This is a genomic window from Flavobacterium sp. LHD-85, assembly GCF_030929595.1.
Classification (GTDB): Bacteria; Bacteroidota; Bacteroidia; order Flavobacteriales; family Flavobacteriaceae; genus Flavobacterium.
On record NZ_JAVFVR010000001.1, the window covers coordinates 154449 to 169847 of the forward strand.

A 15399-nucleotide genomic window follows, 5' to 3' on the forward strand; every position below is an offset into this window, starting at 1 on the left:
GAGCAGGACTTTTTCAGAATTAATTTTTCTGAAAATATAAAATTATGCTCTACAAAGAAACAGTCAGCAAGGAGATGTGGGAACTTCTCCAAAGGCTTATGAAAGATGAAAAACTAAAAGACCACATCTTGGTCGGCGGTACAGCTCTGGCACTGCGCTTAAGACACCGCCTCTCTGTAGATATTGACCTTTTCACGACAAAAGAATTTGACCCGAAAATGATGTTGGAGTATCTAGGCAAGACATATGGCGCAGATGAAAAAGAAAGCAGAACATACAATAACACTGTTCTTACTTACATTAATGACATCAAAGTTGATATTGTAACCCATAAATATCCTCTTTTGAATGCTGTGGAAACTGCTGAAGGAGTCCGTATGATTTCAAATGAAGACATTGGAGCCATGAAACTCCACGCAATCCATCAGAGCGGAAGCAGATACAAGGATTTTGTCGATATGTACTATATGCTTGAAGAAGAACCATTAAAATTCTATCTGCAGGCTTATCAAAGAAAATATGACCGAGAACCTTACTGGGCTTCTATAGGTCTGAATACTTATGACAAAATTACCACCTTTGACGGTGTAGACATGCTCAAAGGAAAAGAACAGAGCTGGAAAAACATCCAAAAACGGCTGGAACTGGCAGTAAAAAATCCTTTGCATAAATTCAAATCAGAAAGTCAGGATTTACCCGATAATCCCAATAAAAAGAGAGGTTTTCCCAGGTAATTCGGCAGAAATTGCTTATATTTGACACTAACCTTATTTAAGAAATAATGAAGCCATCAGTTAAAAAAATACCTGATCTTCATCCTAAATTCTTCTGGGATTTTAGATTTGACAAGATCGATTGGGAAGGGGGATATAAAATGGTAATTGGACGTATTATAGAGCGTGGAGGACAGGATCAGATTGACGAAATTGTGCGTTTTTATGGTCGTGACAAAGTGATTACTGCTGTGCGTGATGAAATTTCCTTTCTGCCCAACTATGCCATTGAAGAAGCTCTTAAATTCTTTCCTGAACTCAAAAAGGAAGAAATGTACTGCTACCTCAACCGCAGGGATAAACCCTACCACTGGATTTAGTTCTGCATTTAATAAATTAAGCCCTCTGACCATAATGATTAATCAATTCACTATGGATCTGGAGGGCATGTCCATAAACATAATCTTCCATTTTATGTTTACTATCCGCACAATGGCGTATGCTTTTAAACGATTATCCAAATAATATATTATAGGCTTAAAACATTAGTTTTAAAAAGCTGTCTGCAATATCAGAATATCTGCCAGATTTTAATTATAAGATTCCATCATTATGTTCTAATTTTACAAGTATCTTTTAATTGGATTTTTTTAGTCTTTCATAAAAAGAACAACAAAAAAGAAAACGAAAGTATGACGGGCTGTTTCAGTCTGGCAAAAAGACTTCGGCATAATGCCTTGCTCGCATACTCACAAGCCACCCTTCGGGACTTATTCCGATTCCTTTTGGCCTGCCTGCATCCCGTCCTGTGAAATTGCTTTCTTTTTCTTTTTTTCGGTTTTTCTGTTTTCGTTTGAAAATATATATGGTTTTATATAGGTATGCAAGGCTGTAACTTAAAGCTTATTTACATACTTAGATACAGTAGTAATGATGTCTTTGCGTAAAAGCATAGATATGCAGAAGAGTAAAGCTGTATATGCGTATCTGCATAAGTACAGCTTTATAAAACTATTTGCTCACGGGCTTATACATAACTATAAATATGTCCGTACTTTTAGCTTTATACACATAACCAAATAAGCATGAGCAGTTATAAATAAATATATAATTTTAATCATACATATCTAAATAGCTACAATTCGGAAAAGAACTTTATTTTAGATTTTTGGAATTTAGCGGTGTGATCTAAGTCAGAACTGCTAATGCTGTTCTGTTTTTTTTAGCCTTATCAAGGCTGATTCTAAAATTAATTCTAAAACATAAAATATCTCCTAAATAAAAAAAGGGCATCAAGCCCTTTCAATTAAATCTATTGCAATAATATTTTCGAGAGAAAATAGCAAGATACTATTATGAAAACCTAATTTTTTTCTGATTTTTTTTAGAAAAAAGTCCAGTAACACACCCTCTTTTAAAACTAGAAGTCTTATATGGCATTTGGAGGCTCTCTTTGGCAATATTGCACAGTACACTCTTTTTACTTTCTTGACTTTACTTTGTAAAGATTTTATACGGCCCTTAATATGTTTTGAAAAAAGCAAGCGGGAGTTGGGCAGAGCCCTACTCGCTTGCCCCTTTGCTGGGGCTTCGGGGGATTTGGGTATACTCTGGGTATACTAATAGGCTTTGAGGCTGTCTGCAGTAAAACATGAGGTATACCGCCCAGTATATCGGTATTTAGAAAATGAGTGATATGGAGTTAAAAAAATAATGTTATGAAACCCAGAGATACCAACAGTATCCGTTATCCTAAAGAAACTGATGACAAAATAGAGAAAATGGCTAAAGCTCTTAAGCGCAGTAAAAAAGAGCTATTCTGCCAGATGGCGGATTATTTTTACAGAAGCAAAAAAGATCCGGCAGACCCTGGTGATGAAATGCTCAAACGCGAACTGTCTTCCGGCATCAGCCGTATCCTGTCTTTTATCCGCCAGCAGGAGAAGGATTTTCTCCTGCCGCTGTTTACCGATATCGGTAACTTGAAAACCATTTCTTCCATGCAGATAGAAATTCTCGAAGGAATAGGCAGAGATCTTTTGTCCGAAAGTGAGAAAACTGCTGTTCTTGTCAAACGGAGTGAGCAGCTTATAAATGGCATTAAACACTTGCTTTCAAAGCAGAAAGAGAAAGAAATGCTTAAAGAACAGTTCAGCCAATTGTTGGATTATTATATAAACCAGCGTGAAGAAATGGGGTGGACTACAGCCGGCACAAAAAAAGAAGAACTTATAACACACGTAAGGCAGGCAGTCAAAAATCTATAGCGTCATGTACATTAATATTACGGATTCTGAAACAGGGAATAACAAAGGAAGTTCCGGACAGCTGGTAAATTATCTGGAAAAAGAGAATCGGGCTGCGCCTGAAGAAGACCATGTAAAGGAATTATGGTTCAATACTGAAAACAGGAAGATCATGCCACAAGAAGCCAGGGTAAGAATAGATAACAATATAGCCAAGCTGGGCCGCCGTGATGCGAAGTTCTTCCTTGTCAACATAAGTCCCAGCCAAAAAGAAATTGTTTTTCTAAAAGAACGTTTTGGGGCCCAAGTCGCAGAAGAGAAACTAAAACAGTACGCTGTCTTGGTAATGGATGCCTATGCCCATAATTTTAAACGCCCCGGCATTCAGGACAGTAGAGATCTGTTATGGTACGGCAAGCTCGAACGTTACCGTTATTACAGCTTTAGGGATCCAGAGGTAGAGCAGGGAATCGTAAAAGCAGGGGAACGAAAGACAGGGGAACAGATGCATATACAGATCATTGTCAGCAGAAAAGACATCTCCAACAAAATCAAGCTCAGTCCGATGAACAATTCCAGAGGCAGCAACAAGAAGCATTCCCAGAGGCTCGGCCAGTTCGATAGGGTTTCTTTTAAAAGTTCAGGGGAACTGATTTTTGATCAAATGTTCGGTTTTGACCGGTCATTAAAAGACACAATGAACTATGCCCTGACCATGAAAAATGGTACTGCAGAGCAGAAACGAGAAATTAATTTACTGGATCAGCTTCAGAGTAGACTGATCAATTCAGGTACACAAGGCTTCCCTGATACAGCAAAGGATATTTTCCAAAGCCAGAGCTCAGAACCCGAACAGCTCACTGATGGCATTGGTTTATCCAAAACAGGTCTATTGAATATTCTTTCTTCTCCCGATCCTTTGATGTATGAGAATATGGAAGATCAGATTACTGGCTTCAAGAAGAAAAAAAAGAAAAAAAGACGTCCACCCGGGACATAAGCCTGAACATGTAAATTCCGCCAAAAATAATTATATTTGTATATCATAGAGGTTATGCCTGTCAAAGGACAAAGACCATCTACTGCAGCCCGCAAAAGCGGGTTGCTTACTTTTTAAGAAGATTTTTTTTTTCCGTACTCTCAAAAACGTTACAAATTTCAATGCCGCTATTATAATCAGTAATATAATCCTGTTCATTTTTATAAAGTGTGTAAATAAGAACAAGTAATTTCCTTTCTAAAGCAACAATCCCCGTCCTGCCTGGTTTCCCTCTATCCTTTAACTGATTAAAATAGGTTTTTAGGTTTTTGTTATGAATAATAGAACAGACTCCTGCCATATATAAAGCTGCCCTGATATGCGCATTTCCCCTTTTGGAGATACGCGGTCGCCAAGAGAGCGTGCCGGATTCTTTCATGATCACGTCCAGTCCGACATAGCTTACCAGTTGGCGCCTACCTCCAATATTGGCAAAACCGTCCGTCTCTGCTATAACGGTAATAGCAGTTACGAAGTTGATTCCTGGAATTGTAATGGTATGGCAAATCCGTTTCCATAACTCAGGATCACTTGCTGCCAGTTCGCGCATTTGCTTTTCAATATCAACAAGTTGTCTGCTGGCTAGCAAAACACGTTCTTCCAAACGCTCCACGCTATGGGGAAAAGCTTGAAAAGAATGATTCAGCGCATGCAGCTGGTTTGTCAGTGAATTCCTGTCTCTGATAAGTGCCATACGTTCCCTGCTCAATCTTTTTAAGACACGCATTTTATCACTGGGACGATTCCATGAGGTAAGCTGACGCTCCAGTCCCATGCGTGCCAGCATAGAAGCATCACTTTTATCTGTTTTATTTTTCTCATCCAGACTTTTGGCATATTGCTTTCCCTTTGCAGGCTGAATGATACTTAAAGAATATCCCACATCTGAGAGAAAATAAGCCGCTTCTTCATGATAAGTTCCAGTTGCTTCCATATTGACGTACATGACAAGGTACTCTTCTTTCTTTTTATCAAGCCATTCTCCAAGTTTAACAAACCCGCTCCTGTTGTTGTCAAATACTCGTGAGGCAACTGCCTTGACCTTCAATTCGTCGGTAAAGAAAGACAGGCAGCAGTCAATCTTTTTCATTGATACATCAATACCCAGACATTGTTTCAGTATTGCTTTTTTACTCATAACTTTTTTGTTATTAAAAGAAATTGATCCAGAGAGATATCCCACAGTCTATACTCATCTTTCTACACAGGCTCGGGGGATTTAGACCTCCGGCTTAAAATACTATAGAGACTCATGGATAGAATACGGTAAAGGTAGATTCTTGCTTATGCATACATCATAAAGCTAAAATGTTGCAGGTTGTTTGGACACTCTTTTGCCACTTCCTCCCTATATCAATATCTTGTGATTATCGTTTTAAATTACAACTTTTAAAAAGAGCAGGATGAATCGGAAAACGTTTTTTATACGCTTAAGTTCCGATTCTCCCGTCTTAGTGAAAGATAAAATACTCATGATTCGAACAACCATAATTGGAATAAGGTAAAATCTTGCCATGCATACATGTTAAACATGCTGTGGAGTTGTGTTAGTTACTCTTAGAACTGAATTGTCTCTTTCGCTGTAAGTAATTTAATAGAATTAATTATCCCATAAAATAGGATGTAGAGTTATAATAAATACCCTTAACCTAGTCTGTTGAATTACTTCTGCTAAAGTATGAGTTGTGTTTTGAGATGCTTGAAATGAATTCAGCATCTCAAAACAACTTGCCCTGCGGGGCTGGAAAAAACCTCCAAAGTCGGCTTTTTTTTAAATTATGACCGGACATGAATCAGTCTGAACTGCTTTTTTTATTTTCCTTTAGATATCTGCTGTGAAGCATGTCCAGCAGATCCCCTTCTTCTAATGGGATCAGCATTTCAATCACTTTAAGAAGGCTGTAAACATATCGTTCAGTCTGCTTGTGATTGTTCTCACTTATTTCAATTCCTTCCAGCGCCAGCATTCCTGCTTTAAGCAGATCCATAATCATGGTAAAAAGATCAGAATACCCACTAACATTTATGTTGAGATTGTAGACGTCTTTTCTTGTTTTTGACGCTGGCTTGAGCATTACAAAATAATGCTCTGGATTCTCAACCATATCCCTTAATTTGATTTTATTTTTTCCCATATCAGTATATTTTATCAGTTAAATCGATCCTCTCTGGATGATGCAGTAATTTCATTGTTCTGCATTGTCTGTACTCAGGCTCACTTTTTTTATTTTTTCTATCCCTCTATCACGCATAAGCTGGCTTGCATCAAGCATCTTGACAAGATAGATGTAGGGAGTTATGAGATCATAATCAAATTCTTCAGTGAATGGAGAGAGTGACAGGTGTGCAATTTCAAAAAGGAAAAATTCAAATTTAGCTATGGTATTCTGTTCAAATGCTTTCTGAAATACTGTGAATGGATTCTCATACTCCTGCTCTGTCAGTGAAGCCATATCAAGTTTTGACTTACAGACGCATGATTCTTTAACTTTCCATTTTCTGTTTTTGTACTGCAGAAGAAAACATGCTTTCACAAAAGAGCTGAAAGCACAGCGAAAAACAAGCAGCTGTCCGGGATATCTTATCCTGCATACTTCTGTTTTATGTATATACAGAAATGTCTCACTGAGCACTTCCTTATATGAATCAAGATGGGCAAAGTCAAAAAAAGCATCCATAACCTCAAAAGGATTTTTAATCTCATAGCCTGCCCAAAACTTGGTTTCAAAGGATTTTATATTCTTTTTCATGTCATGTTTCTTTTTTGTTTTTTTTCAATGCCTCTTTCATTGATAAGCTCTCCTGCATCCAGCAGTTTTATCAAATGGATATAGGGAGTGGTTATATCAGAGTCGGGATCTGAACCGAAAGGAGATAATGAAAGCTCTGTGATTTCGCTCAAGAAGAATTCAAATTCCTGCAGTGTTTTCTCTTCAAATGCATTTTGAATCGCCAGATAAGGATTGTCGTATTCTTCTTTGGTCAGGGAAGAAAGATGAAATACCGTTTCAGAGCGGGTTGACTCTTTTATTTTCCATTTTTTGCTTTTATCCAGCATCCAGTAGCAGACTCTGACAAACGAACACACAGCTGTGTAAAAAACAAAAACGTTGCAGGGAGCTTCCTGCTTGTATACTTTACCCTTATAACAGTGAAGAACTGCTTGGGTTAGGTTCTGTTTATAATAATCAAGATGGGCAAAATCAAGAACTTCTTCTAATGCGCTGAATGGGTTTCCCGTTCTGAACCCTGCCCAGAATCTTGTTTCGAAAGTTATTTTATTCTTTTTCATAATTTCCAGAGATTATCCGTTATCATTTTCCTTATTGATCTCCAAATAAAGCTTGTGCAGTTTATCAAGCCCTTCGGATTCGGAGCATGGCAGAAGCTGTAATGCAATTTCCAAAACGCTTGTAAGATGAAAAGCGGGATCCTGAATCTGGCTGGAGTTTTCAAGATCGGAATTCTCAAGCGTATGGAGGGCTATTTTCAGAGGATCCTGTACAGCAAACATCAGATTGATGTAACTTGTAAATTTTAGGCTTGCATAATAAATGCCTTCTTTGTCTTTCTGCGGGGTCAGGGTTCTGAAAAAGAAACTCTCTGTCAGCTCTTTGACAAATTCACCCGCTGTTTTGGTTTCATTTGTTTCCATAATTTCTGCTATTTTATTTTCTCAGGTTCTTCCTTTTCGGCTTTCTCCAGCCTGTCAAGCTGATCTTGAATCAGAATATCAGCCTGCTTTCTAAATTTCCCGCATCTTTCTTCCATAAGCTGGTAATAAAGATAATCAACATCGTTAGCCTTGGCGAAACGCAGTGCGTGGGACTGCTGTTTAAGCAGATTAAACATTGCTCTGTCTTCCTTGCTCTGGCGTGGAAAGAAATCTGCAGTAATGCTTGAAAAGTATTCGCAGAGACTGAACAGATGCTCCATTGCAAAATGGCTTGGGGTGTAGCCTGTAAAGGAACGAATCAGGGAAAGGCAGGTCTGCTCCACTATCTGATGAAGCGCAAACATTTTCAGCTCATACGAATTTGAAGCATCATCGTCATTGTAAACCAAGTCCCAGATTGTGATGGCAATATTGCTCCTGTTTGCAACATAGTTTGATGTCAGTTTTAAGCTTCGTTTTGGGGTTTCGCTAATGTTTAAATACGGAGGATTGTTTATGTCCTGAAATAAAAGCTCTGCATTCTGCATGATCTGCCAAAAGAAAAACTGCTGGTCTTGACCAAGATTTTTCAGGCTCTGCACATGGTGCAGAAGAATAGTGGTAGTCAAACTCCCTTTAGTCTTCGTTTTAATTTTATCGCGTATGTCATTGCTTGCATTCTCTATAGTTTCCGATACAAAAACCAAAAGGTACAAATGCACATGTTCTTTGCGTATCCCATGATCGGGATAAACCTTTCTGCTTGAGCTGTAAGCCGTATCATTACTGCCGAAACAGTAAACTGCTGATGTCTTGATGTGCTCTGTAATTGCCTGAATTACTTGTTTTTGCTGTGAAATTTCAATTGTTTTCATAATTTTACTTTTTTTAGTTAATACTTGTGTGAAAAATTGTATTTTTGTTTAACACACAGCCAAGTAAGTGATTAGTTGTACTGTACCGTATCAATTTGTATCATACCGTACAGTAAAATTTCTATATCATACAGCAGACTTACTTTTTTATTCTTAATTATTATCTTTGAGCTATGAGTACATCAACAAAACCAAGTCACATGGGGCGTAAAATCAGCCGTATCCGTGAACTGAAAGACATGAAACAGGAAGCGCTGGCACAGGCTATGGGGACAAACCAGCAGGCGATTTCTATTATGGAAAATAGTGAAACGATTGAAGAAGAAAAACTAGTTGAAGTAGCAAAAGCTTTAGGTGTAACTGTGGAAGCAATTAAGAATTTTTCAGAAGAAGGCGTATTTAATTATTTCAACACTTTTAATGATTCAGGCAATAATACTTTTGCAAATAATGTATGCAATTTTAATCCATTAGATAAATTAATCGAATCCCACGAACATCAGATCAAGCTTTACGAACGTTTGGTTCAGGCAGAAAAAGATAAAGTCGAGTATTTGGAAAAGTTACTAAAAGCAAAATAATGCTTTTATAAAAGACATATTAATTCCAAAAAGAGGCTTTCGAGTCTCTTTTTTGTTTTAAAATTATTTGTTCAACTATTTTACAATACCAAATAAATACCATGAATAAAACAATCAAGCTAAGGGTAAAGAAAGAAATTGAAGAGGATAAAGAGCTTAAAGTACTAAAACTAAAAGGCACTTTAATTTCCAGAGGCTATACTGAAATTATCCACATAGCTGATGAAAACGAAGATTTCCACTTAAATACTTTTACCACATTACAAGATCAAAAAAAAGAAGTTGAGAACTATATATTAGATTATATTTCTTCTCATAATGTAAATGATATTATTACTCTAGTCAGCACTGTTAAGTAGTATTTAAACTTTTTTAGTTCTTAAAAAATTGATAAACTTATATAATGTTAGGTATCTGAAAAAAACTTCTTTTTTATTGGTTTCATTTATATCTATTTTATATCTACCTAGCCCTATTAACAAGCAAAAATATATAAACTTAGGTGCGGTTTGTTTGAAACTACCGATAGCTTTAAATCGAAAATACTATACACGTTTAGTCAACAGAAGTTATTTATAGATACCACAGAACGATTATTAACTAATGGGCATATAAGGTTAATTTAAAAAAGCAGATTATGGAAATTTAATTCAGTTTTAATGTTTTACCTAATCTTTTTATGTATATAGAATACTTGAATCTTAAGATTCGAAAGACTGTATGGTAACCAATTTATTATAAACCCCATTATACGCGATTAATTCATTATGAGTTCCCTGCTCTACGATTTTTCCTTTTTGCATTACGACAATAACATCTGCTTTCCGAATTGTAGAGAGACGGTGTGCAATTACTATTGAAGTTCTATTTTGCATCATGTTTTCAAGTGCTACCTGAACAAATTTTTCACCCTCAGTATCCAATGCTGATGTTGCTTCATCCAATATCATAATTTTTGGATTTTTGAGCGCTGCACGTGCAATAGATAAACGTTGTTTTTGACCTCCTGATAATTTATTTCCGCTGTCTCCTATGTTAGTGTAAATTCCTAAAGGCAATTCTTTTACAAATTCATAGGCATTCGCGATTTTCAGCGCGTCAATAATTTCGTCGTCATTAGCGTCTAATTTTCCTAAAGCAATATTGGCTTTTATGGTCTCATTAAATAAAATACTTTCTTGTGTAACCAACCCTATCAAGCCACGAAGCGATTGTAAATTCATTTCTTTGATATCGATTCCGTCAATAGCAATAGTTCCTTCGTTTACATCATAAAAACGAGTCAATAAACCGGCAATGGTACTTTTTCCACTTCCTGATTCTCCCACAAGTGCAACGGTTTGCCCTTTTTTAATTTGAAGAGAAAAGTCTGTTAGAACATTTTCATCTTCGTATTTAAAGTTGATATTTTGGACATTAATTTCACTGTCAAAAGTTGTTTTTTCAAGTGCTTTTCTTTTAGATGTAATCGTGTTCTCCTTTTCCAGAATTTCTAAAACACGTTCAGCCGCAGCATTTCCTTTTTTTATTGTATACGAAGCTTTAGATATTGATTTAGCAGGTGTTAGGATATTATAAGCTAATCCCGTATAGGTAATAAATTCAGCACCTTTTAATGTGTCTTCTATCAAAACCATTTGTCCCCCATACCAAAGCAAAATGGCAATAATCATAATTCCCATAAATTCGCTTGCGGGAGAAGCAAGATTTTGGCGATTTCCAATACTATTTGACAATTTAAAAAAGCGTTCAGTCGAATTTTGAAAAACGCGATTGAAATATTTTTCAGAATTATATCCTTTTACTACTTTTAATCCTCCAAGTGTTTCCTCAATAGTCGATAGAAATGTCCCTTGCTCTTCCTGTGCCTTAGTAGATTTTCTTTTTAATTGTTTTCCAATCAAGGAGATGATATAACCCGAAATCGGAATAAAAACAAATGTAAAAAGCGTTAGTTTTATGCTTATCGCAAGCATTGCTACTATGGTGAAGATAATGGTTAATGGTTCCTTTACAATAAGTTCTAGAATGGCTAAAAAGGACGTTTGAACCTCGTTTACATCGGCAGAAATCCTTGAAATCATATCGCCTTTTCTTTTTTCTGAGAAAAATGCCAATGGTAATTCTAATGTTTTTTTATACATCGCATTTCGAATGTCCTTTAGAATAGCATTTCTTAAATACGTAATAAAAAACATAGCAAAATAGTCGGAGATGTTTTTTAATAAAAAAATTGCAATTATTCCCGTTACTAAAATTGATAAAGTATATCCAATGCCATTTGCATCTGTTATTAAAGTTAAATAATAACTTAGATAATCTGATAAGTATTTTTTTAATTCCCAAATTCCCTTGTAAATTGGAAGGATATAATTTTTTTTTGATTGCCCAAACAATACATCCATCATAGGTATTAAAGAAACAAACGAAAGTGTTCCGAATAAGGCATACAAAACATTAAAAAAAATGTTTAAATAAACATATTTTTTATACGGATATACAAAGGGTAATATTTTTTTGAAATTACTCATTTTTATGGTTTTATTTTCTGCAATGGCAATCGCCCTCTCGAGTTACTCCAGCAATATTATTTTTTTCTGATTATTCGGCTAAGTAAGCTGAAACCTAAATTTATTCGTTTTGATCCAGAATTAAATAATTAATTCACTTAGGAGATTTTTGACTGCACAAAATTAATCCTATTATCTTATTTCCTCTTTCTTTTTGTTCCTTTTTCTTTAGCCAGCTAAGATATAATTCAATTAACCTGCTTTAGAACTTCTTCTATATAGCCAAGTTTAAACTCATAACTGTATTTAATTTGTTTTTCCATAAAATCTCCCAAAATAGCGTCTAACTTTTTGGGGACAGTTCAGAAGGTTGTTTAGTTTATAACTGCGACAACACTATAAATAGTTGATTTTATGAGAATCTTAAATGAAATAATTAGTCACCAACACATCTGACACATTACCAATACAAAAACTCTTATCAATAACTATGAAACACTACCATTTAATTCGATTCCCTTCTAGTAATTAAAATTGGTAAATAAATAAATATGCCTATTAACGAAAAAAATAACCCTCCAAGAGATCCAACAGCAAAAGAAAACCAAAAAACCTCATTTTGTCCGTCCCATACAAAAGGAATTAATCCTGCCATAGTGGAGACAATAGTTAGCATTACAGGAATTATTTTGTAATTAAATGCTTTAAAATATAACAACTGAGCATTCCTTAACGGATATTGTCTTTTAAAATTATTATAATCATTAATAATGTACAAGGAGGCATTTACAGAAATTCCACATAAAAGAATGAAAGATGCGTACCCTCCTTGATCGAAATTAAAATCGAAAAAATAAAATGTTAAAAAAACTCCAATAAAGGTAATTGGAATCATAGTTATTATTACAAACGGTTGAGTCAAAGATTCAAGTAAAATAGAACAAATAAAGAAAATAATTAAAACTACAACAAAAATAAAATAATATTGTTGTTTATTTTGTTTATTCCATCCATAAAGATTTTCCTCAAAAACTCGATACCCAATAGGCAACTTACTTTTCAATCCGGCTATATTATCTTCACGTACTTTTTTCGCTAATGGTTCTGAACCAAGAAAGTCATATTCTACCACTAAGTGGTATTGCTGATTAAATTTTGAAATTGAGTTTCCTGTTTTTCTTTTTTCAATAGTAGCCATTTGACCTAATTTATACTGATTGTTCCCAATATTAACAGGAATATGTTTTAAATCCCAAATATTGATCTTTTGATATTGATCAGACACTAACTTAATTTGATGCAGTTCATTGTTATCAATAAAAGATGTTATACCTTCTGCATGAGTTTGGTTTTTCAAATACGAATAAAGTTCTGTTTGATAAATTTCAGACATTGCCATTTTTTCAGTATCAAATTCTAAAAAGTATTCATAGGAATTATTACCCCAAGAATAATCATTGGTTATTTCTATTTCATTAATTCGAGAAGAGGAATTGGCAAATAACTGTGTTTTTAGAAGTTTGGCATATGAATACAATTTATCATAATTATAACCTTCTATTATAATTCTGTTGCTTTTGTAACCCGATCCTAACGAGTTCGAAAAACCTTGACCAACACCAGTAACAGACCAATCTAAGCCACCTAAACTAATAGCTTTTAATTCCAATAAACTTTTTAACTTAAATGGAAAGCCTCTCAATTCATTTTCTTTTTTAAAGTAAATGCAAATCGTTGAATTCTTATAACTACTTATATTAGTTTCGAACATTTCTACATCTTTAAAAGTGCTGATGTAATTTTCCATTTTGATAATTACGTCATTTAATTGCTCAATAGTACATCCTTCAGGCATACTTCCACTAATCCTTAAAGTAGTTCTCCCTGGTTCAGAATAATGAGAATTTTCAAAAACATTTTCAGTAAATAATCTAAGGGAACCTCCGAGTATTTTTTCTAATGTAGGTTTTATTTCATCACAAAACCATTCATTACCTACCGTTTGATTATAAGTTTTTTCTAAAAAACCGTCACCATCAATTTTTTTAGGTAAAAGATGCAAAGGGATTCCAAATCCAAGCAATAAAATAAATAAAAACAACCACTTAAAATATGGTTTTCTAAATAATAAAATCAATCTGTAGTAAGAGTTTGTGAATTTTATTATCCTTCTTTTTCTTTTAGTTGAAAAATATTTCGTTCTTTGTTTGATAGACATTTTTTCTAAAAGTGCCGGAACAAAAAATAAGGCTACAAACAATGAAACGACTATATTAATAGAGATAACTAAAGTGAAATCTCTCAAATTAGCTTGCAGAGATTCGTCCAATAAAAACGTTGACAATAATGCCCCTGCGGTGGTTAATGTTGTCGCTAAAATAGCTAAAAAGACAGTTCTATCATTTTTATTTCTAAGATGATCTATCATAATAATACAATTATCGATGATGATTCCTAGAGAAATCGTAATTCCGGCAAGAGAATACAATTGTAATTCTACATTAAATATATAATAAAATATTACAGCAATTAAGAGATTAGCAACAATGCTAAAAAATAAAATTAATATATATTTTAAGCTTCTGCTTGTTATCAAAATCAGAAAAAATAATATCGAAAACGAAAACAACATTTTTTCTTTAATTTTTTGTAATTCTTCGGTAATATACTGTGAATTATCAGTTGTTAATTTCAGATTATATTCACTTTTTATTTCTTTTTTTATCTTATCGATTTCATTCTTTACAGCATTTGAAATATCAATTGTATTGCTACCTTTCTCAGCATATACTACCACATTTATGGAATTTTTTCCATTTATTCTAAAGTAAGCTTGCGCCGAAGCTTCCTTAAATTGAACTTTAGCAATGTCCTTTAAATAAATGATTCGATTTCCTGTTTTTTTAATCGGGATGTCATTCCAATTAATCTCATTTTCAAATTTATAAGTTAAGACCATTGAAATCTCTTGAATTTCAGCATTTCTTTTAGAAAGTACACTTCCATTCCCTAATTGTTGTATTTGAAAATAATCCGTAATAGCACTTTCTATTTCATCAACCGATATAGAAAGTTGTTGCAATTTATCAGAGTCATACTTTACAACCCATTCAAAGGGATCGGCTCCATACACGTACACTTTGTTAACGCCCTTTATTATGGCTAATTTTGGCAGTATATTGTTCTCAGTATATTTTTTAATAAGATAAGGGCTTTCGTTAGTGTTTATGCTGTAAATCAGAATTGGTGTGGAGGTCTCATTGATTCCACTAATGGATAATTGGGGATAACTTACGCCTTCAGGAAGTTCAGAATAAGTTTGACCGATGAGATTGGAAATCTCAAATCGGACAGCATCCATATCTGTATTTTTTTTAAATTTAATATTTATTGATCCGTTTTCCTTGTTTGTAATTGAATTTATTTCTTTAATTCCCTTAATAGTATTGAAAACACCTTCTAATTTAGAGGTAACTTCTTGCTCGATAATCTTTGCAGAAACTTCATTCCAACTATAACTAACACTTAAGGAAGGTAGAGAGTTTGATGGATTTAATTGAACACTCAATAAAGGAATCATACTTGCTCCTATAATACATACACAAATAAAGCAAGCTAAAGTAGTAAATGATGAGAACTTTAAATTCATATATATTCCTTAGTAAACTTAGATTTTGACTAAGTTTAAATTACATTAACATTTTTAGACACAATTCGATTTATTAATACAAGAGACAGATATTAATAAAAAACTGCCTTTAAATAATTTTAAAAAACAAT

At 34.2% G+C, this 15399-nt stretch carries 14 protein-coding genes; 6 read left to right on the forward strand and 8 right to left on the reverse strand.

The window, feature by feature from the left end:
• Positions 1–44 precede the first annotated feature (44 nt).
• The 4 genes from RB618_RS00630 (at position 45) to RB618_RS00645 (ending at position 3959) form a co-directional block, all read left to right on the forward strand.
• Positions 45–734: a nucleotidyl transferase AbiEii/AbiGii toxin family protein gene (locus RB618_RS00630; protein WP_308067025.1), complete on the forward strand. Its 690-nt coding sequence runs from the start codon at positions 45–47 to the stop codon at positions 732–734.
• Between the two features lie 47 nt (positions 735–781).
• Positions 782–1093: a hypothetical protein gene (locus tag RB618_RS00635; RefSeq protein WP_308067026.1), complete on the forward strand. Its 312-nt coding sequence runs from the start codon at positions 782–784 to the stop codon at positions 1091–1093.
• Positions 1094–2431: 1338 nt separating this feature from the next.
• Positions 2432–2980, forward strand: a complete 549-nt coding sequence (locus RB618_RS00640; protein WP_308067027.1) for a BfmA/BtgA family mobilization protein — start codon at positions 2432–2434, stop codon at positions 2978–2980.
• A 4-nt stretch (positions 2981–2984) separates the two neighbouring features.
• Complete coding sequence (locus tag RB618_RS00645) at positions 2985–3959, forward strand: DUF5712 family protein (protein ID WP_308067028.1); 975 nt, start codon at positions 2985–2987, stop codon at positions 3957–3959.
• Between the two features lie 106 nt (positions 3960–4065).
• Here RB618_RS00645 and RB618_RS00650 read toward each other — a convergent pair whose 3' ends face one another.
• The 6 genes from RB618_RS00650 to RB618_RS00675 all read right to left on the reverse strand — a co-directional run bounded on the left by RB618_RS00650 (position 4066) and on the right by RB618_RS00675 (position 8528).
• The gene (locus RB618_RS00650; protein WP_308067029.1) at positions 4066–5136 is read right to left on the reverse strand and encodes an IS110 family transposase; all 1071 of its coding nucleotides are present in this window, start codon (positions 5134–5136) and stop codon (positions 4066–4068) included.
• Between the two features lie 655 nt (positions 5137–5791).
• Positions 5792–6133 carry a hypothetical protein gene (locus tag RB618_RS00655; protein WP_308067030.1) on the reverse strand — a complete coding sequence of 114 codons (342 nt, stop codon included), beginning with the start codon at positions 6131–6133 and terminating at the stop codon, positions 5792–5794.
• A 51-nt stretch (positions 6134–6184) separates the two neighbouring features.
• The gene (locus RB618_RS00660) at positions 6185–6748 is read right to left on the reverse strand and encodes a hypothetical protein (protein WP_308067031.1); all 564 of its coding nucleotides are present in this window, start codon (positions 6746–6748) and stop codon (positions 6185–6187) included.
• Positions 6745–7290, reverse strand: coding sequence for a hypothetical protein (locus RB618_RS00665; RefSeq protein WP_308067032.1), 546 nt, complete (start codon positions 7288–7290; stop codon positions 6745–6747). Before RB618_RS00665 ends, RB618_RS00660 begins: the two co-directional genes overlap by 4 nt.
• 12 nt (positions 7291–7302) lie before the next feature.
• Entirely contained in the window at positions 7303–7653 is a 351-nt protein-coding gene (locus tag RB618_RS00670; RefSeq protein ID WP_308067033.1) for a hypothetical protein, read from the reverse strand.
• 8 nt (positions 7654–7661) lie between these two features.
• On the reverse strand, positions 7662–8528 hold the full coding sequence (locus RB618_RS00675; RefSeq protein ID WP_308067034.1) for a hypothetical protein: 867 nt from the start codon (positions 8526–8528) through the stop codon (positions 7662–7664).
• Between the two features lie 173 nt (positions 8529–8701).
• Here RB618_RS00675 and RB618_RS00680 point away from each other — a divergent pair, with 173 nt between their 5' ends.
• A complete protein-coding gene (locus tag RB618_RS00680; protein ID WP_308067035.1) occupies positions 8702–9109 on the forward strand; it encodes a helix-turn-helix transcriptional regulator in 408 nt (135 codons plus the stop codon).
• 101 nt (positions 9110–9210) lie between these two features.
• Positions 9211–9468, forward strand: coding sequence for a hypothetical protein (locus RB618_RS00685; RefSeq protein WP_308067036.1), 258 nt, complete (start codon positions 9211–9213; stop codon positions 9466–9468).
• A gap of 342 nt (positions 9469–9810) precedes the next feature.
• On the opposite strand, the gene RB618_RS00690 is transcribed toward RB618_RS00685, so the two are convergent.
• A complete protein-coding gene (locus tag RB618_RS00690; RefSeq protein ID WP_308067037.1) occupies positions 9811–11640 on the reverse strand; it encodes an ABC transporter transmembrane domain-containing protein in 1830 nt (609 codons plus the stop codon).
• Between the two features lie 484 nt (positions 11641–12124).
• Positions 12125–15268 (reverse strand): efflux RND transporter permease subunit, encoded by a 3144-nt coding sequence (locus RB618_RS00695; RefSeq protein WP_308067038.1) that lies wholly within the window; start codon positions 15266–15268, stop codon positions 12125–12127.
• Positions 15269–15399: the final 131 nt, after the last annotated feature.